Annotated in this window: 19 protein-coding genes and 1 riboswitch; of the genes, 9 read left to right on the top strand and 10 right to left on the bottom strand. The window is 66.3% G+C overall.

The window, feature by feature from the left end:
- Window positions 1-2: 2 nt before the first annotated feature.
- Window positions 3-210: riboswitch (cobalamin riboswitch) on the bottom strand.
- A 73-nt stretch (window positions 211-283) separates the two neighbouring features.
- Complete coding sequence (locus tag IB256_RS20840) at window positions 284-712, bottom strand: VOC family protein (protein WP_192289684.1); 429 nt, start codon at window positions 710-712, stop codon at window positions 284-286.
- 172 nt (window positions 713-884) lie between these two features.
- On the opposite strand from IB256_RS20840, the gene IB256_RS20835 reads away from it, so the two are divergent.
- A complete protein-coding gene (locus IB256_RS20835; protein ID WP_192403942.1) occupies window positions 885-1253 on the top strand; it encodes a cupin domain-containing protein in 369 nt (122 codons plus the stop codon).
- 11 nt (window positions 1254-1264) lie between these two features.
- Here the strand turns inward: IB256_RS20835 and IB256_RS20830 are convergent, their stop codons facing one another.
- Both IB256_RS20830 and IB256_RS20825 read right to left on the bottom strand, forming a co-directional pair.
- On the bottom strand, window positions 1265-1591 hold the full coding sequence (locus tag IB256_RS20830; protein WP_192403940.1) for a helix-turn-helix domain-containing protein: 327 nt from the start codon (window positions 1589-1591) through the stop codon (window positions 1265-1267).
- Entirely contained in the window at window positions 1575-1799 is a 225-nt protein-coding gene (locus IB256_RS20825) for a type II toxin-antitoxin system RelE family toxin (protein WP_285886447.1), read from the bottom strand. The genes IB256_RS20830 and IB256_RS20825 overlap by 17 nt, the downstream gene beginning before the upstream one ends.
- A gap of 320 nt (window positions 1800-2119) precedes the next feature.
- On the opposite strand from IB256_RS20825, the gene IB256_RS20820 reads away from it, so the two are divergent.
- A complete protein-coding gene (locus tag IB256_RS20820) occupies window positions 2120-2425 on the top strand; it encodes a DUF3303 domain-containing protein (RefSeq protein ID WP_192289690.1) in 306 nt (101 codons plus the stop codon).
- Here IB256_RS20820 and IB256_RS20815 read toward each other — a convergent pair.
- Complete coding sequence (locus tag IB256_RS20815) at window positions 2415-3413, bottom strand: GlxA family transcriptional regulator (RefSeq protein WP_192403938.1); 999 nt, start codon at window positions 3411-3413, stop codon at window positions 2415-2417. The two genes, IB256_RS20820 and IB256_RS20815, sit on opposite strands and share 11 nt — an antisense overlap.
- A gap of 109 nt (window positions 3414-3522) precedes the next feature.
- Here IB256_RS20815 and IB256_RS20810 point away from each other — a divergent pair, with 109 nt between their 5' ends.
- The 4 genes from IB256_RS20810 (at window position 3523) to IB256_RS20795 (ending at window position 7440) form a co-directional block, all read left to right on the top strand.
- Window positions 3523-4071, top strand: coding sequence for a cysteine hydrolase family protein (locus tag IB256_RS20810; RefSeq protein WP_192289694.1), 549 nt, complete (start codon window positions 3523-3525; stop codon window positions 4069-4071).
- Between the two features lie 164 nt (window positions 4072-4235).
- Window positions 4236-4832 (top strand): LemA family protein, encoded by a 597-nt coding sequence (locus IB256_RS20805; protein ID WP_192403936.1) that lies wholly within the window; start codon window positions 4236-4238, stop codon window positions 4830-4832.
- A 21-nt stretch (window positions 4833-4853) separates the two neighbouring features.
- Window positions 4854-6764 carry a M48 family metallopeptidase gene (locus IB256_RS20800; RefSeq protein WP_192403934.1) on the top strand — a complete coding sequence of 637 codons (1911 nt, stop codon included), beginning with the start codon at window positions 4854-4856 and terminating at the stop codon, window positions 6762-6764.
- Between the two features lie 301 nt (window positions 6765-7065).
- Entirely contained in the window at window positions 7066-7440 is a 375-nt protein-coding gene (locus tag IB256_RS20795) for a 5-carboxymethyl-2-hydroxymuconate Delta-isomerase (RefSeq protein WP_192403932.1), read from the top strand.
- A gap of 59 nt (window positions 7441-7499) precedes the next feature.
- Here IB256_RS20795 and IB256_RS20790 read toward each other — a convergent pair whose 3' ends face one another.
- The 3 genes from IB256_RS20790 to IB256_RS20780 form a co-directional block, all read right to left on the bottom strand.
- A complete protein-coding gene (locus IB256_RS20790; protein WP_192289702.1) occupies window positions 7500-8894 on the bottom strand; it encodes an amino acid permease in 1395 nt (464 codons plus the stop codon).
- A 325-nt stretch (window positions 8895-9219) separates the two neighbouring features.
- Window positions 9220-9897 (bottom strand): class I SAM-dependent methyltransferase, encoded by a 678-nt coding sequence (locus IB256_RS20785; RefSeq protein WP_192403930.1) that lies wholly within the window; start codon window positions 9895-9897, stop codon window positions 9220-9222.
- A gap of 237 nt (window positions 9898-10134) precedes the next feature.
- A complete protein-coding gene (locus tag IB256_RS20780) occupies window positions 10135-10404 on the bottom strand; it encodes a hypothetical protein (RefSeq protein WP_192403928.1) in 270 nt (89 codons plus the stop codon).
- 231 nt (window positions 10405-10635) lie between these two features.
- Here IB256_RS20780 and IB256_RS20775 point away from each other — a divergent pair, with 231 nt between their 5' ends.
- Window positions 10636-13752, top strand: a complete 3117-nt coding sequence (locus tag IB256_RS20775; RefSeq protein ID WP_192403926.1) for a transglycosylase domain-containing protein — start codon at window positions 10636-10638, stop codon at window positions 13750-13752.
- Between the two features lie 25 nt (window positions 13753-13777).
- Here the strand turns inward: IB256_RS20775 and IB256_RS20770 are convergent, their stop codons facing one another.
- The 3 genes from IB256_RS20770 to IB256_RS20760 are packed head-to-tail and all read right to left on the bottom strand — an operon-like array spanning window position 13778 to window position 15005.
- On the bottom strand, window positions 13778-13999 hold the full coding sequence (locus IB256_RS20770; RefSeq protein ID WP_024765559.1) for a VF530 family DNA-binding protein: 222 nt from the start codon (window positions 13997-13999) through the stop codon (window positions 13778-13780).
- A gap of 59 nt (window positions 14000-14058) precedes the next feature.
- Window positions 14059-14367 (bottom strand): DMT family transporter, encoded by a 309-nt coding sequence (locus IB256_RS20765; protein ID WP_081517654.1) that lies wholly within the window; start codon window positions 14365-14367, stop codon window positions 14059-14061.
- Window positions 14367-15005 (bottom strand): FMN-dependent NADH-azoreductase, encoded by a 639-nt coding sequence (locus IB256_RS20760; RefSeq protein WP_192403924.1) that lies wholly within the window; start codon window positions 15003-15005, stop codon window positions 14367-14369. Before IB256_RS20760 ends, IB256_RS20765 begins: the two co-directional genes overlap by 1 nt.
- A gap of 139 nt (window positions 15006-15144) precedes the next feature.
- On the opposite strand from IB256_RS20760, the gene IB256_RS20755 reads away from it, so the two are divergent.
- Together IB256_RS20755 and IB256_RS20750 are read left to right on the top strand one after the other, a co-directional pair.
- Window positions 15145-16059 (top strand): LysR substrate-binding domain-containing protein, encoded by a 915-nt coding sequence (locus IB256_RS20755; RefSeq protein WP_192289712.1) that lies wholly within the window; start codon window positions 15145-15147, stop codon window positions 16057-16059.
- 159 nt (window positions 16060-16218) lie between these two features.
- Window positions 16219-17415, top strand: coding sequence for a sugar transporter (locus IB256_RS20750; protein ID WP_192289713.1), 1197 nt, complete (start codon window positions 16219-16221; stop codon window positions 17413-17415).
- The last annotated feature ends 57 nt before the right edge of the window (window positions 17416-17472 follow it).

Raw genomic sequence — 17472 nt, 5'->3', positions numbered from 1 at the left:
GGTTTGCCAAACAGGTTCCAGGCCGGTCTCCGGGCTTGCGAGGGTCATGAAACTTCCGCCTTCCCATGCCTGAGCACAGTGGCCTAATGGATGTTCCGCTCGCTTACCGTTGCGGGGGCAGCGCCGGACTGATCGCGCGAGGGCGACGCACCGGCTTCCCGTTTCACCCCACGCACGGCGGCGGGGGGCACCTGAAACGGGGCGAATCTGAACACTCGGCGGACGAAAGCGTCAAGCGCGGGGGTTGGGCAGGATGTTGCGGAGGCGGACGGGACGCGCGAAATCAGTGCCAGGGATCGTAGGTGCCGAAACTCCAGATGTGCCCTTCCGGATCACGGCAGGTGAAACCCTGGCCGCCGTAGTCCTCGTCCTTGATGTCGATGACGATCTGCGCGCCGCCGTCCACTGCCGCGCGGTACAGCACCTCGGCATCCTTCACCACCACGTAGATGCTCTGGGTGCAGCCGCCGATCTCATCGGGCTGGCGCATCAGCCGGCCGTACTCGTTGTCATGCAGCGATCCGAGCATCACCAACCCACTGCTGTCGGCCAGCGCCAGCTGTGCGTGGGCGATGCCGCCATGGTCATCGGCAACTACCAACTGCCGCTGGAAACCGAAGGTGGCGCACAGCCAGTCGATGGCCTGGGGCGCATCGCGGTAGCGCAGGCAGGGAATGACGCTGGGGCGGGCGATGGGAGCGGGCGTGGACATGGCGGTCTCCAGCAGGAACAGGCGCGATGTTCTGAGCATAGTCGCCCGCTTTTCGCTCCCCGCTACTGCATGGCGACCAGCAGCAACAGCGACAGTGAAGCGCAAGTTCCTGCAAGACCGCGCCAGGGGCCGGCAGTAGTTTGGGCAGACCGATCCCAAGGAGAAAACCACCGTGACCCAACGCCAACCGATCAACCTGCAGGACAAGCTCGGTCGCCTCACTGAAACCTGGCAACCACGGGTGATCGCCGAGATGAACGACTACCAGCTCAAGGTGGTGAAGCTGCAGGGCGATTTCGTCTGGCACAGCCACGCCGACACCGACGAGACCTTCATCGTGCTGGGCGGCGAGCTGCGCATCGACTTCCGCGACGGTCCGCTGACCCTGCGCGCCGGCGAGCTTTACGTGGTACCCCGTGGGGTGGAACACAAACCCTATGCCGAGCACGAGGTGCAGCTGATGCTGATCGAACCGCGCGGCGTGCTGAACACCGGCGACCAGGGCGGCGAACGCACGGCGGAGAATGATCGCTGGGTGTGAGCGCCTGCGGCTCAGAGGTCCAGCAGGTCGGCGTGAATTCCCAGTGCTTTGGCGAGTTTCTCTCGCGTGGGTTTGCGCGGCCGGCTCGCTGCTTCCTGCTGGGCATAGGCGGACTGGCTGATGCCGATGCGCTCGGCCACTTCCGCCTGGGTCAGGCCCAGGTGCCTGCGCCAGGCGCCGACAGGGCTCAGCCCTTCCTTGACCATGAAGCCCACCACCTCGTTGGGGACCAGGTCCTCCTTCGGGTGGCTGGCGATGTACTCCGCATAGGGAATGACCACGAACGCCGGAACGCCGTCCGGTCCGTTGATGATCTGCACGCTAGTACGTGTGCTCATCGCGCTTGCTGACCTCTTCGATATTCACGATGCGGATGCCGCCATCCCAGTCGAACAGCACCCGGTACCTGCCCACCCGCAGGCGGTAGCCGTAGGCATGGTTGACCAACCTTTTGACGTTCGGCACAGCCGGCATCCGGGCCAGCTCCTGCACGGCGTCGTAGATCACCGGCTGGTCCGCCTTGTTGAGCCTGCCAAGCTGCTTCACGGCCTTTCAGGTCCAGTTGATCCGGTTCATGGCTGCCTCGCGGGGAGAGGCAGAAATATAAGCCTTTCAATAAGTATATTAGCGCGAGTCTGGCGGTTGTGGGACGGTGTTCTCAGGCACAGACTCCGACCGCCGATCGACTGCCCAGCCCGTTGCCGATCAGCGGCCGCTCCCGCTTCGCTGGGTACTGCTATGCCTGTCGGGAGAACGCCGCTCCCAGCCGGAGGCTGTCACGCCTGGGATACACCGGCGCGGCTCTGGCGGCGTCGCCGGTTCGGGTCCGCGTCCATCGAAGCCCGGAGCCGGGCCGGAGGTGCGACATGCTCTATCTGGTGAACTGGACCATCCCCATCGAGAACCGCGACAGGATCATTCAACGGTTCCTCAAGACCGGCGGCCTGCCGCCGCCCGGCGTGAAGCTGGTCGGCCGCTGGCACGCCATGGGCCACATGCTCGGTTTCGGCCTGGCGGAGGCCGAGAACCCGCTCGATGTGCAGCGCTGGATGCTGCAGTGGACCGACCTGATGCACCTGCAGGTGCACCCGGCCATGACCGACGCCGAATATGCACCGCTGCTCACGCAGCTGCTGCAGCAGGCGGCGGACAACCCATCGGTCAGTCCCTGAGCAGGACCTCGGCTGGCTTGGCGCCGAAGCGCTTGCGGTAGTCGCTCGGCGCCATCCCGGTGATCTTGCGGAAGGTACTACGGAACGAGCCCGGATCGAGGTAGCCGACCGTATAGGCGATGTGGTCCACCGTGCCGTTGGTGAACTCCAGCAGCTCGCGCGCCTTGCCCACCCGCAGGTGCTGGCAGTACTCGGTGGGCTTGAGCCCGGTGGCGGCGCGGAAGCGCCGCAGGAAGGTGCGCTCCTCCAGCCCGGCCTGGGCGGCCATGGCGGCGAGGCTGACGTCCACCGCGCCATTGCCCTGCAGCCAGTGCTGCACCTTGAGGATCGCGGCATCGCCATGCCCCAGCAGCGGCGCGAAATTGCTGCCGCATTGCTGGGCGCTGTCGCTGTGTTCGACCACCAGGAAGCGCGCGGTGCGGTTGGCGATGCTCGGGCCGAGCAGGCGATCGACGATGCGCAGGCCCAGGTCCGACCAGGCCATCAGCCCGGCGGAGGTGATCAGGTCGCCGTCGTCCACCATCGGCTTGTGTGCTTCCAGCCGCACGCGCGGGAAGCGTTTGCCGAAAGCCTCGGCGCCGCTCCAGTGGGCGGTGGCGCTGCGGCCGTCGAGCAGCCCGGCCTCGGCCACCAGCAGGCCGCCGATGCACACCGAGCCGACGATAGCGCCCTCGCCGTGGCGCGCGGCGAGCCAGTCGGTGAGATTACGCAGTGGCGCGGCGTCGGGCAGGCCGAACAACGAAGGCGGGACGAGCACGGCGACCAGCCGGCTATCCGCGCCTGGATGTGTGTCGAACACGCGCCGCGGCTCGCCGCCGTCTTCACCGGACCAGTGGCTGACGCGCAATGCCGGCAGCTGCTGCGCGGCTTCCTCGCCGGCGATGCGCTCGGCCACCGCGAACAGGTCGGTGAGCCCGTGCAGCGCCGCCGTCTGCACACCGGGATAGAGCAGCAACCCGATCTCGACGACGCTCCGTTCCACAACCATTGTCAGTTTTCCCCCGGTTATTGTCGTTCCGCCTGATCCCCGCGCGGCGCGCGGCGAACCATACTGGTCCCACTTCCTCACCACTCAACGTTCAAGAAGGACTTCGGAAATGGCCAAGCAAGCGCTCATCCTAGTGGATATCCAGAACGACTACTTCCCTTCCGGCAAGTGGCCGCTGGTCGGCATCGAAGCCGCCGCCGACCAGGCTGCCAAGGTCCTGGCCGCCTTCCGCGAGCGCGGTGACCTGGTGGTCCACGTGCGCCACGAATTCGAAAGCGCCGATGCTCCGTTCTTCGTCCCCGGCAGCGACGGCGCGAAGATCCACGGCAAGGTCGCCAATCTGCCCAGTGAGCCTGTGGTGCTCAAGCACTTCGTCAACTCGTTCCGCGACACCGACCTGAAGGCCATCCTCGACCAGCACGGCGTGGAATCACTGGTGGTGGTCGGCCACATGAGCCACATGTGCGTGGATGGTGCGGTGCGCGCCGCCGCCGACTTCGGCTATCCGGTGACCGTGCTGCACGACGCTTGTGCCACCCTGGACCTGGAGTTCAATGGCGTGAAGGTTCCGGCAGCCCAGGTACACGCGTCCTACATGGCGTCCCTGGCTTTCGCCTACGCCGACGTGGTGTCCACCGCCGAGTACCTGAACCGCTGACTCACAGGGTTTGGCAAAAGGGCCTCCAATGAGGCCCTTTTTCATTCAGCAACGCACCGAAACATCGCCAAAGAGTCGGTGATACAAGACGTGAGAAGTTGCCCAACACGCCGCGGGCTTTCCGCTATGATCGACGCTCGATCGCCTGCCGATAAGGACATCCCATGAGCGTTTCTTCGATCATCATCCTCGCCATCATCGCTGGCTTCATCTTCCTGCTGATCAGCGTGTTCAACCGCCTGGTGGCGCTGCGCAACCGCTACCAGAACGCCTTCGCGCAGATCGAGGTGCAGCTCAAGCGCCGCTACGACCTGATCCCCAACCTGGTGGAAACCGCCAAGGCCTATCTCAAGCACGAGCGCGAGACCCTGGAAGCGGTGATCGCTGCCCGTAACGCGGCGGTCGCCGGCCTGAAAGCCGCTTCCGAACAACCCGGCGACGCCGGCCGCATGGCGCAACTGGCCGCCGCCGAGAACGCCCTGGGCGGTGCCATGGGTCGCCTGAACGTGACCCTGGAAGCCTACCCGGACCTCAAGGCCTCGCAGAACCTGCAGCAGGTCAGCGAGGAGCTGTCGAGCACCGAGAACAAGGTCGCTTTCGCCCGCCAGGCCTACAACGACGCGGTGATGGAGTACAACACCTACCGCCAGTCGTTCCCCGCCAACTTCCTCGCCACCACCTACGGCCACAGCAAGGACGCCAGCCTGCTGGAGTTCGAGGACAGCAAGGCCATCCAGGCCGCGCCGAAAGTCGCCTTCTAACCCCCCGGCGCAGGACGCGCGATGAACTTCTTCGAACACCAGGACCGTGCCCGCAAGCAGACCGGGCGCCTGGTCCTGCTGCTGACCGTTGCGGTGGTCTGCCTGGTGACCATCACCAGCTTCGCCCTGGGCTGGCTCTGGCGTCACCTGGGTGAGCCGGCGCTGCACCTGACCTCCCGCGCCTCCCTGCCCGACCCGGAGCTGTACCTCTCAGTGGCCGCCGTAATCATCGGCGTGGTCGTGCTCGGCGCGCTGTACAAGCAGGTGCAGTTGAGCGCCGGCGGCAAGGTGGTGGCCGAGAGTCTCGGCGGTCGCCTGCTCAACCTCAGCGCCGGCAACGCCGATGAACGCCGTCTGCTCAACGTCGTCGAGGAAATGGCACTCGCCTCAGGCTCGCCAGTGCCGCCGGTGTACGTGCTGGAAGATGGCTCGATCAACGCCTTCGCCGCCGGGCTGACGCCACGCGACGCGGTGATCGGCATCACCCGTGGCGCCATCGAGCAGCTCGACCGCAACGAGCTGCAGGGCGTGATCGCCCACGAGTTCAGCCATATCCACCACGGTGACATGCTGCTCAACACGCGGCTGACCGCCCTGCTCCACGGCATGCTCCTGCTCGGCCTGATCGGCGGGATGCTGCTGCGCGGCTGGAGCGAAACCAGCACCGGCATCCGGGTCAGCAGCCGGAGCAGCAACAACGACAAGAACGGCGGCGGCAGCGTGGTGTTGCTGGTGATCGGCGCCGGCGTGGTGCTCTATGTGCTGGGCTATATCGGCACCTTCTTCGGCCAGCTGATCAAGGCGTCGGTGAGCCGCCAGCGCGAGTACCTGGCCGACGCCTCGGCGGTGCAGTTCACCCGCGATCCCTCGACCATCGCCGGCGCGCTCAAGAAGATCGGCGGCAACCCGCTGGGCGCCCTGCTCAGTGCGCCACGCGCCGCCGAGTTCAGCCACATGTACTTCGGCGATGGCGTGGGCAGCAGCTGGTTCGACACCCACCCACCGCTGAAGGATCGCATCCGCCGCGTCGATCCGGGCTGGGACGGCCGCTACCCGAAGTTCGAGCCGCGCCTGGACGTGGCACTGATGAACCAGGACGCCTGGACCGCCGCCGTCACCGGCCAGCCTTACCAGCCCAGCGCCGTAGAAGTGGCCGTGGCTGCCGTGGGCGCGCCGACTGCCGCCCACCTGCTGGAAGCGCGCAGCACCCTGCGACGCCTGGATGAGCGCCTGCAGCGCGCCGCCCATGACAGCGAAGGTGCCGAGGCACTGATCTACGGCCTGCTGCTGGACAACGAACCCGGTCTGCGCACACGCCAGCTGGAAGAGATCAAGAAGCGCCTGAACCTGAGCCTGGCGCTGCAACTGGACCTGCTGGAAGAATCGCTGCTGCGACTCGATCCCGGTCAGCGCCTGCCGCTGCTGGACCTGGCGATGCCGGCGCTCAAGCAGCTGGACGCCAAGGCTTTCCTCGCCCTGCGCGAGAACATGGCGCTGCTGATCAAGCTGGACGGCAAGGTGAAACTGCTGGAGTGGACCCTGCTGCGCATCGTCGAACGCAACCTGCGACCGGGCAGCGGAAAGATAGGCAATGTGGCGCTGGCGGAGCTTGCCGAAGAGTCCGCGACGCTGCTGGCCTTCCTCGCCCGCGTCGGTGAAACCCGCGATGCGGAAACCGCACAGGCATTCTGCGATGCGTGGAGCGGCCTGCCCTTCCCGCCTCGTCCCATGCCGGCGCAAGGCAGCCTGCGCGACCTGGAAAGCGCCCTGAAGAAACTGGAGCAATTGCGCCCGCTGCAGAAGCCGCAGTTGCTCAAGGCGTTGGCGCGCTGCATCGAGCACGATGGGCGCATCAGCACCGACGAGGCGGAACTGATGCGCGCAGTGGCCGATATCATGGACTGCCCGATGCCCCCGTTGCTGGCGGGCTGACGCTTCAGCACGCAGGGCGGGATTACCACCCTCTGCGGCGGATGCAGGAAAGCTTCTTCGTAGGATGGCGTGGAGCGGAGCGATACCCATCGATTGCCGTGCGCCGAAGCAGCATGGGTATCGCTTCGCTCCACCCATCCTACGTTGATGCTTCACACGTGAATTCGAAGTGGATGAAAACTCCGATCTCGCCCACGGGCGCTCCTGCAGGTCGGCCCCGCCTTAGTACGTAGTCACCCGCATATCCCCAGCGACGCTGGCGCCCTAGGATGACTGACATCACTGATGCCGGATACTCCCCATGCCCCACATCGCCATCGACTACAGCGCCAACCTTGCCAACGACCTCCAGCCCCTCGACCTGCCCCGGAAACTCCACGAGGCCGCGCAAGCCATGGGCGTGTTCCCCATCAACGGCCTGCGCACCTTCGCCCAGGCCGTCAACGACTATCGGGTCGGCGCGAATACCGCCAACGAAGCCTTCATCAACATCCAGGTCCGCATCGCCCCCGGCCGCCCGGAGGAGTTGCGCCAGCACATCGTCGACACGCTGTTCGACACCGCCGAGCAGACCCTCGCCGCACTCATCGAAGAACGTCCCGTCGGCCTGCAACTGGAGATCACCGAGTTCGACCGCAGCCTGACCCGCATGGCCGGCAGCCTGCCCGGTGCCTGATTCGACGCGAAAAAAAAGGGCCTCCGCAGAGGCCCTTTCTTCATTCGCTCAACCGTGCATCAGGCACGGCTGGCCACGCTGCCCTGCTCTTTCGGAGCCAGGTTTTTAGGAGCAAGGTTCAGCGCGTAGTACAGCACCGTCAGCAGCACCAGGAAGGCCGGGCCGATGTACAGCGCGATGCGGGTATCCTCGAAGAAGGCCATCAGCACCACCACCAGCACCAGGAAAGCCATGGCGAGGTAGGAGCTGAGCGGGTACAGCCACATCCTGAACTGCAGCTTGCCGGCTTCGGCGGCGGAGAGGCCGCGGCGGAACTTCAGCTGCGCCAGCAGGATCATCGCCCAGGTCCAGATCGCACCGAAGGTGGCGATGGAGGTCACCCAGGTGAACACCTTCTCGGGTACCAGATAATTCAGCAGCACGCCCAGCAGCAGCGCGAAGATCGACAGCAGCAGCGCATTGCGCGGCACGCCGCCCTTCGAGGTCTTGGCGAACACGGCCGGGGCCTGGCCATGCTGGGCGAGGCTGTAGAGCATGCGGCCGGTGCTGAAGATGCCGCCGTTGCAGGACGACAGCGCAGCGGTGATCACCACGAAGTTGATGATGCCGGCGGCGGTCTTGATGCCCATGCGCTCGAAGGTCATCACGAAGGGGCTGCCCTGGGTGCCGATCTCGTTCCACGGGTAGATGGACATGATCACGAACAGCGCGCCCACGTAGAACAGCAGGATGCGCCAGAACACCGAGTTGATCGCACCGGGGATGGTCTTCTGCGGGTTCTTCGCTTCACCGGCGGTGAGGCCGATCATCTCCACGCCCAGGTAGGCGAACATCACCATCTGCAGCGACATCAGCACGCCGGTGATGCCGTGGGGCATGAAGCCGCCGTTGCTCCACAGGTTGGAGATGCCGGTGGCGATGCCGCCGTTGCCCAGGCCGAAGAAGATCATGCCGGCGCCGGCCAGGATCATGGCGACGATGGTGACGATCTTGATCAGCGCGAACCAGAATTCGAATTCACCGAAGGCGCGCACGGCGATGAGGTTGATGGTGCCCATGCTCGCCAGCGCGGCCAGCGCCCAGATCCAGCGCGGCACGTCGGGGAACCAGATGCCCATGTAGATGGCCACCGCGGTGATCTCCGCAACGCAGGTCACCAGCCAGAGGAACCAGTAGTTCCAGCCGGTCAGGTAACCGGCCAGCGGGCCGAGGTAGTCCTGCGCGTAGCGGGCGAAGGAGCCGGCCACCGGATTGTGCACGGCCATCTCGCCGAGGGCGCGCATGATCACGAGGATGGCGAGACCGCCGATGAGGTAGGAGAGCATGATGGCCGGGCCGGCCATCTGGATGGCCTTGGCGGAGCCGAGGAACAGGCCGACGCCGATGCAGGCGCCCAGGGCCATGAGACGGATGTGCCGCTCGTTGAGATCCCTTTGGAGATCGTGGGACGACATGGTGATGCAACCTCATTTTGTTCTTGGGAGTAATCAGCTGCGGACTCTGAGTGCAGTCAGGGTGCGGAACCACCGGAAAGGCTTCGCCGCCGCGCCAGGCGGCACGGAGGGAGAAGTGTCTGGCAGTTCCAGGACGGCACACCGGAAGAGGCTGCCCGCTCTTGTGAAGCGGACGTGGGCATTGCGGGAGGACCACGGCTGAGGTCGCGGGCGAGTGTTACACAAGTGTGTAGGAAACGTCTGCACCACCAAGGTGCAATGTGACCAAAGGAATAGCGGCGTATCGCCACATCCACGCGCCCGGCGAAGGCCGTTTTAGAGCGGTTCAGCCTGCCAGCGGCTGCAATTCCAGCAACAGCGAGCAGGGCTGGCCGGTGCCCGGATGGCGCGGTTCGCGCAGCTGACGCAAACGCCAGCCGCTGGCGGCCAGCATCGCCAGCCATGACTCCAGGGTGCGGAAGAACCAGGGCATCGGTGAGCGGAACTCGCCACCGAATGCGGCGAAGGTTTCCAGCCGCCAGCCATCGGCATAGGACTCGTCGCCGCAGGCGGTCCAGGGGTGAACGGTCTGGATCAGCAGCCGCCCGCCGGGAGCGACGCGTTCGCGCAAGGCGCCGAGCAAGGGCGCAATGTACTCGTCGAGCAGCGCGAAGTTGCACACCAGTACGTCGAACTTTCCCAGGCTGCTGCCGGACTCGATCAGCGCCGCGTAATCCATCACCTCGAAGCGTGCGCCGCCTGCCGCCTGCGCCGAATCGATCAGCGGCGCCGAGGCATCCACACCGACGCACTCGCTGCCGCGCTCCGCCAGCGCGCGACACAACCAGCCTTCGCCGCAGCCGATATCGAGCGCACGCCCTGCCGGACCATCGGCGATGGCGCCGAGGATCGCCGCGTCAGTCACCAGTCGACGGCTCTCGATGCGTTGCTCGCGCACGGCGCGGGTCCAGGCATCGGCGTTGGCCTGCCAGCTCTGGCGGATTCGGGCGTCGTGGTCGGTCATGGTGAGCTCCGTGCGTGGGTGAAACGATGGCGGAGGAATCTGCTCCTACGGTGCTACTCCGGCGCCCGGGTCTGCCCTCACCCTAACCCTCTCCCGGAGGGAGAGGGGACCGTTCGTGCAGGAGGAAACCACAGCATCAGCCGGCACAATCTGCTCCCTCTCCCTCTGGGAGAGGGCTGGGGTGAGGGGGAATCGTCGGCACCCAATGTCCCGGTACAACGCCACAAGAAACTGTCACTACTGCCCCTTCAATACCTTGGGCACCGCCAGCCCTTTGGGCGGCGGAGTCTGCGGGATGGCCTCGCGGCAGCCGGCGTCGCGGAACGGCCCGCCGATCTTCTGCCAGCCACTGCCCGGTGACGTCTGCTGGCAGGTGTAGGCGCCATCGAGCTTGCTCTGCCAGCGGTAGAACGGCATGGGCGCCGCCTGGGCGCTCAAGGACGCCAGCAGCAGGGCGGCCGGAGGCAGAGCACGGAGCAGACTGCAAGGCAGAAAAGGCGAACGCATGGGCAAGGGTTCCTGTCGAAGTCAGTACATTGCACCTGCTGGCCGTCGGCAAATCAATCCGCACGGCCACGAACGGTGCCAGCCGGTGCGCAGTTTTTTTGCCGCCGACTACGCTGGAAGTTAGGAAAGCCGCGGGGGGAAGCGGCTTTCGCGGCGCCAGGATGGCGCCGGCCATCACGTGGGCGGAGTCCGCTACCTGGGCTGTCGTACAAGCAAGGGCGGGGCGTGAAGATGGGCAACTCGAAGCATTCCGGTACGCAAGTGGCAGGTCAACCGGGAAGTCTGGGGCCCGGCCTTTCCCCACAGAAAGTGCATCACCACCGCTTCCTCATTCTCTTCCTCTTTCTCCTGCCGTTGCTGGCCGCCATGGGCGCAGCGCTGCTCTATGAAGCGCGCACCTCCAAGCTGCAGGCGCGCGAGCTGGCGCGCTACGCCACCGGGCTGACCTGGAGCCTGGAACAGGGCGGCACTGCCGACGTGGTCTATCCCCAGGGCGGGCCCTTCGACCGGCGCCTGGGTTACCAGCAACTGCCGAGCTTCCTCGGCCGCCTGCACGGGCGCAATTTCGTCACCCTGAGCCAGGCGCGCTTCTCCGATCCGCTGATGCAGTACACCGGCCACGGCATGTTCCCACCCTACCCGGAGAAGGCCCAGGCCGGCGTCGACATCGCCGACTGCCGCGGCCTGCCGATCTACAACTTCCGCTACCCGCAGCGGCTCTACGCCAACTTCGAGAGCATCTCGCCGGCCATCGTCAACAGCCTGCTGTATATCGAGAACCGCGACCTGCTCGACCCCGACCGCCCCTACCTGAACCCGGCCATCGACTGGAGCCGCTTCACCCAGGCTTCGGTGGCGCAGGTGGGCAAGCTGGTCGGCCTGGGCAACCACGCGCCCGGCGGCAGCACCCTCGCCACGCAGATCGAGAAGTACCGCCACTCCGAGGATGGCCGCACCAACTCCATCACCGACAAGCTGCGGCAGATGGCTTCGGCCAGTGTGCGTACCTACCAGAACGGCGCGGAGAATATGGCCGCGCGGCGCAACGTCGCCCTCACCTACCTGAACTCCGTGCCGCTTTCGGCGCAGCCCGGCTACGGCGAAGTCAGCGGCCTGCCGGATGGCCTGTGGATCTGGTACGGCGCCGACTACCAGCAGGTCAACAAGCTGCTCAACGCCCCGCCCGGCTCCGGCGCCGAACTGGCGGCCCAGGGCAAGGCGCTGCGACAGGTGGTGTCGCTGATGATCGCCCACCGCCGGCCTTCCTGGTACCTGGCCCGCGGCCGCGACCAGCTCGCCGTGCTGACCGACAGCTACCTGCGCCTGCTGGCGCAGAACAACGTGATCGCCCCCGAACTGCGCGATGCCGCGCTCGGCCAGAAGCTCAGCTTCCGCGATCCGCGCAGCGAGCCGAGCTTCACCCCGCTGGAGAACAACAAGGGCATCGGTCTGGCCCGTACACGCCTGGCCCGCATGCTCGACGTGCCGCTGTATGACCTCGACCGCTTCGACATGAGCTTCACCACCACCCTGCAGCATGAGTTGCAGGAGCAGGTCACCGGTTACCTGCGGCATCTGTCCGACCCGGAATTCGCCGAGCAGATCGGCCTGTTCGGCGAGCACCTGCTGTCCAAGGACAAGACCAAAGACGTGCGCTACAGCTTCACCCTCTTCGAGCGCACTCCCAGCGGCAACCGCGTGCGCGTGCAGACCGACAGCACCGAGCAACCCTTCGACATCAACGAGGGCAGCAAGCTGGAGCTGGGCTCCACCGCCAAGCTCCGCGTGCTTTCCACCTACCTGGAAACCATCGCCGACCTGCACCAGCTGTACGCGCCGATGAGCGTCGCGGAGCTGAAGAAGGTGCCGGTGGAGCCGCTGGATTTCCTTACCCGCTGGTCCATCGACTACCTGATCACCGCCAAGGACCGCGACCTGCCGGACATGCTCGCCGCCGCGCTGCAGCGCAAGTATTCCGCCAGCCCCTACGAGAGCTTCTTCACCGGCGGCGGCATCCACACCTTCAGCAACTTCCGCAAGGAAGACAACGGCCGCATCCCGACCCTGCAGGACGCCCTGCGCGAGTCGATCAACCTGCCCTTCGTGCGCCTGCTGCGCGACCTGGTGCGTCACGACATCTACGCCAACGAGGGCAGCAAGGTCGCCGTGCTCGCCGACGACAAGGACCCGCGCAGGCAGGACTACCTCGACCGCTTCGTCGACAAGGAAAGCCAGGTCTACCTGCTGCGCTTCTGGCAGAAGTACAAGGGCAAGGACAACGACGCGCGCCTGAGCACCTTCCTCGACGGTCTGCGCGCCTGGCCGGTGCGGCTGGCGGCGATCCACCGCTACCTGCAGCCGCAGGCGGATGTCCCGACCTTCGCCGCCTTCCTGCAGGATCGCCTGAAGCAGGGCAAATACGCCGGCGACAAGCTCACCGACAAGCGCATCGAGGACCTCTACACCCGCTACGGGCCGGGCGCCTTCAACCTCAACGACCAGGGCTACGTGGCCCGCGTGCACCCGCTGGAACTCTGGCTGCTGGGCTACCTGCAACGCCAGCCGGCAGCGACCTTCGCCGACGCCGTGGCCGCCAGCAGCGCCGAGCGCAAGGAAGTCTATGGCTGGCTGTTCAAGTCGCGGCACAAGTACGCCCGCGACAAGCGCATCCGCATCATGCTGGAGGTGGAAGCCTTCCTCGACCTGCATGAACAGTGGAAGCGCCTGGGGTACCCGTTCGACCACCTGGTGCCGTCGCTGGCCACCGCGCTGGGCAGCTCCGGCGACCGCCCGGCGGCGCTGGCGGAGCTGATGGGGATCATCCTCAACGATGGCGTGCGCCTGCCGACTTTGCGCATCGACAGCCTGCACTTCGCCGCCGCCACACCCTATGAAGTCACCCTCGGCCCGGAATCCGGCAATGGTCGCCAGGTGATGCGCTCGGAAGTGGCCCAGGCCCTGCGCACGGCGCTATCCCAGGTGGTGGATGCAGGCACTGCTCGGCGCCTGTCCGGCACCTTCAAGCTGGCTGATGGCAATGCACTGGTGATGGGGGGCAAGACCGGCACCGGCGACAACCGCATCGAGAGCGTCACCCGCAGCGGCTGGGTGAAGAGCTCGAAGGCGATGAACCGCACGGCGACCTTTGTCTTCTACATCGGTCCGCGCCACTTCGGTACGCTCACCGCCTATGTGGCGGGCAGCGAGTCGGACGGCTTCAAGTTCACCTCGGCGCTACCGGTGCAGGTGCTCAAGGGCATGGCGCCGCTGCTGACCAGCTACCTGGAGCCGGGGATCAGCACCGGATGCCAGGAGCGGCTGGATAATCTGCGGGTGAGCTGGAGGTAGCCCTGCGATACGCAGAGCCGCCAGGTTACTTGCCCTGCACGCTCTTCACGTACAGCGCCTCGACCTGCTCCCGCGCCCACGGCGTGCGGCGCAGGAAGGTCAGGCTGGACTTGATGCTCGGGTCGTTCTTGAAGCAGCGCACGTCGATGCGCTTGGCCAGCCCGTCCCAGCCGTACTGCGCCACCAACTGGTTGAGGATGGCTTCCAGGGTCACGCCATGCAGCGGGTTCTTCGGTTTGTCGTTCATCTTCGGTGCCGTCGTGGAGAATGCGCGGCACCTTACCATCAAGAATCAGCCACAGGCGATCAGGCCCGCAACCCGGCCACGCCCGCCACGATCAGGGCGACCGACGCCAGCTTGGTCAGGGTCAGCGCCTCGCCCAGCAGGACGAAGCCGAAGAACACCGTCCCCAGCGTGCCGATGGCCGTCCAGACCGGATAGGCGATGCTCACCGGCAACTGGCGCATCGCCAGGGTGAGGAAGAAGATCCCGCCGATCACCGCGACCACCGTCACCACGGTCGGCAGCGGTCGGGTGAAGCCCTCGGCATACTTCATTGACACCGCGAACATCACCTCGAACACCGCCGCCACCATCAGCATCGCCCAGGCCATCACGCACGCGCCCACTCGCTCTCGGCGAGATCGGCCAGGGCCTGCTCGGCCTGTTGGTAGGAAGCGCGGAAGGCTTCGGGATTGCCCTCCTCGCCCTCCGCAGCGATCACCCGCACGTCTTCGATACCGAGGAAACCCAGCGCCACGCGCAGCCAGGTATCGGCGTGGTTCATCCACTCCAGCTCACCACCCGGCCCCATGCCGGCACCGCCGCGACTGGTGACGATCAGCGCCTTGCGCCCCTTGAGCAGCGGTTCGTATTCCGCCTCGCCGTCCTTCAGGTGCAGGTCGAAGGTGCGGCCGATGCGGACGATCTGGTCGACCCAGGCCTTCAGCCCGCTGGGCACGCTGAAGTTGTACATGGGCGTGGAGATCACCAGCAGGTCGTGGGCGAGCAATTCGTCCACCAGCGATTCGCTGAGTTGCAGTTCGGCCTGCAACTCGGCTGGGCGATGCTCGCGCTGCGGGTGGAAGGCGGCGGCGATGAAGCCTTCGCTGACATGGGGCAGATCGGCACGGCCGACCTCGCGGCGGGTGAGTTGCGCCTGCGGCAGCGCGGCGAGAAAGCCCTCGGCCAGGCGGCGGGAATGTGAGCGGTCGGCGCGGGGGCTGGCGTGAATTGCGAGAATCCTGTTCATCTGTCGTTCCTTGCTGAAGGTGTACACTGCGGAAGTCCTGATCGGCCTCCTGTTGCTGCCTAAGCTATTTCCAGCCGTAGAGCAGGACAACTGAGGGGATTTCCTTCCAGATGAATTCAGCTCATCCATGGAGCGCACCATGTTCGCCAACCTGCCACTTCCCGCCCTGCGCACCTTCGAATCCGCCGCGCGCCAGCTGAGCTTCAAGGCCGCCGCCCAGGAGCTCGCCGTCACGCCCACGGCGGTGTCCCACCAGGTGCGCGCGCTGGAGGAATGGTTGGGCCTGCCGCTGTTCGAGCGCCTGCCACGCCGGGTGCGCCTGACCGAAGCCGGTGAGCGGCTGTTCCGCAGCCTGCATGGCGCGCTGCTGGAGGTATCGCAATCGGTGGACAGCCTGCGCCCGCAGCGCAGCGCCAGCAGCCTGACGATCTCCACCACCCCGGCCTTCGCCGCGCTGTGGCTGGTGCCGCGCCTGGGGCGCTTCTACGCGCGCTACCCGCACATCCGCCTGCGCCTGGACAGCCAGTGCGAACTGCTCGACCTGCAGCAGGACGCCAGCGTCGACCTGGCGATCCGCTACGGCTTCGGCGACTACCCGCGCATGCACAGCCAGTTCCTGCTGGCTGAGCGCTTCGCCGTCTATGGCGCGCCGGCACTGGTGGCCACCGCCGACGTGGAAGTACCGGAGATGATCAGCGTGCGCTGGCACAACTCCGAGCTCTACGAGCGCGGCTGGAAGGCCTGGTGCCAGGTGGCCGGCGAGCACTGCCTGCTGGCCCAGGCAGTGCAGCGCGAGTACGACGAGGAGTTCTACGCCCTGCAGGCGGCCATCGCGGGCCAGGGACTGGTGCTGGCCAGCTCGCTGCTGGTCTCCGAAAGCGTGGAGAAGGGCTTGCTGGCACCCTACCGCCCCGACATCAACGTGCCCGGCGCCCGCTACACCGCGCTCTGCGTGCCAGGCCGCGAGCGCCACCCGCCGGTGCGGGCGTTCCTCGACTGGCTGGCCGAGGAAGCCGCGCAAGCCGCCGACCCGCTGATCGACAACGCCGCCTGAGCCTGCCGCTGCGCCCGCGCAGGGCGGCATTCGCCGTGCGTGATGGGCAACCCGTGGGTAGAATCAGGCCTGCCGCAACAACAATTCTTCTTTGCCAGGGACACGCCTTTCGCGTGATCCGCAGGCACGGCCTGAGCCCCACTTCACCTCAGGATTCCCATGACCACCGTGCAAGAAACCCGCTCCGGCAGCTGGCTGAACGTCATTGCCCTGGCCATCGCCGCCTTCATCTTCAACACCACCGAGTTCGTCCCGGTGGGCCTGCTCAGCGACATCGGCGCGAGCTTCAACATGCGTCCGGAACAGACCGGGCTGATGCTCACACTCTACGCCTGGGTCGTGTCGCTGGCCTCGCTGCCGCTGATGCAGCTAACCCGCAACATGGAACGCCGGCGCCTGCTGGTGGTGATCTTCTGCCTGTTCATCGTCAGCCACGTGCTCTCCGGCTTCGCCTGGAACTTCACGGTACTGATGATCAGCCGCTTCGGCATCGCCTTCGCCCATGCGGTGTTCTGGTCGATCACCGCGTCGCTCGCAGTGCGTGTGGCGCCGCCGGGCCAACAGGCGAAAGCCCTCGGCCTGCTGGCCACCGGGACCATCCTGGCGATGGTGCTGGGCATCCCGCTGGGCCGCGTGCTGGGCGAAGCGATGGGCTGGCGCACCACCTTCCTGGCGATTGCCGGCGTCTCGGTGGTCGTGGTGCTCTGGCTGGCCCGCGCGCTGCCGCTGCTGCCGAGCCAGAACTCTGGCTCGCTGCGCAGCCTGCCGCTGCTGTTGCGCCGCCCGGCGTTGGTGTCGATGTACGTACTCACCGTACTGGTCATCACTGCGCAGTTCACCGCCTACAGCTACATCGAGCCGTTCGCCCGCGAGGTCGCCGCGCTGGACAGCCACAAGACCACCCTGCTCCTGCTGTTGTTCGGCGGCGCCGGGATGTTCGGCTCGATCCTCTTCAGCCGCTACAGCGAGCGCTTCCCGCGCGTCTTCCCGTGCCTGGCCATCGCCGTGCTCGGCGGCTCGCTCCTGCTGCTGATGCCGCTGGCCCATTCGCCCACGGCACTGCTGGGGCTGAGCCTGTTCTGGGGCGCGGCGATCCTCTGCTTCGGCCTGGCGCTGCAGGCCAAGGTGCTGCAACTGGCCCATGACGCCACCGACGTGGCCATGGCGATGTTTTCCGGCCTGTACAACGTCGGCATCGGCGGCGGCGCGTTGCTGGGCAGCCGCGTGGCGGTAGGCATGGGGCTGGAATGGATCGGCTATGTCGGCGGCGCGCTGGCGGTGGCCGGCCTGCTGCTCTGCCTCTTCGCCTGCTGGCGCTACGCGGCGGCGATGAGCGGCGGGCACGCTTCGCACTGATACATCGCTCCTGCGAAAAGAAAAAGGCCGCGCCCCTCACGGAGCGCGGCCTTTTTC

The organism is Pseudomonas sp. PDM17, from assembly GCF_014851985.1.
Classification (GTDB): Bacteria; Pseudomonadota; Gammaproteobacteria; order Pseudomonadales; family Pseudomonadaceae; genus Pseudomonas.
The sequence above is the reverse complement of the archived record's forward strand: the minus strand, read 5'-3'. Positions and strand labels throughout refer to the sequence as shown.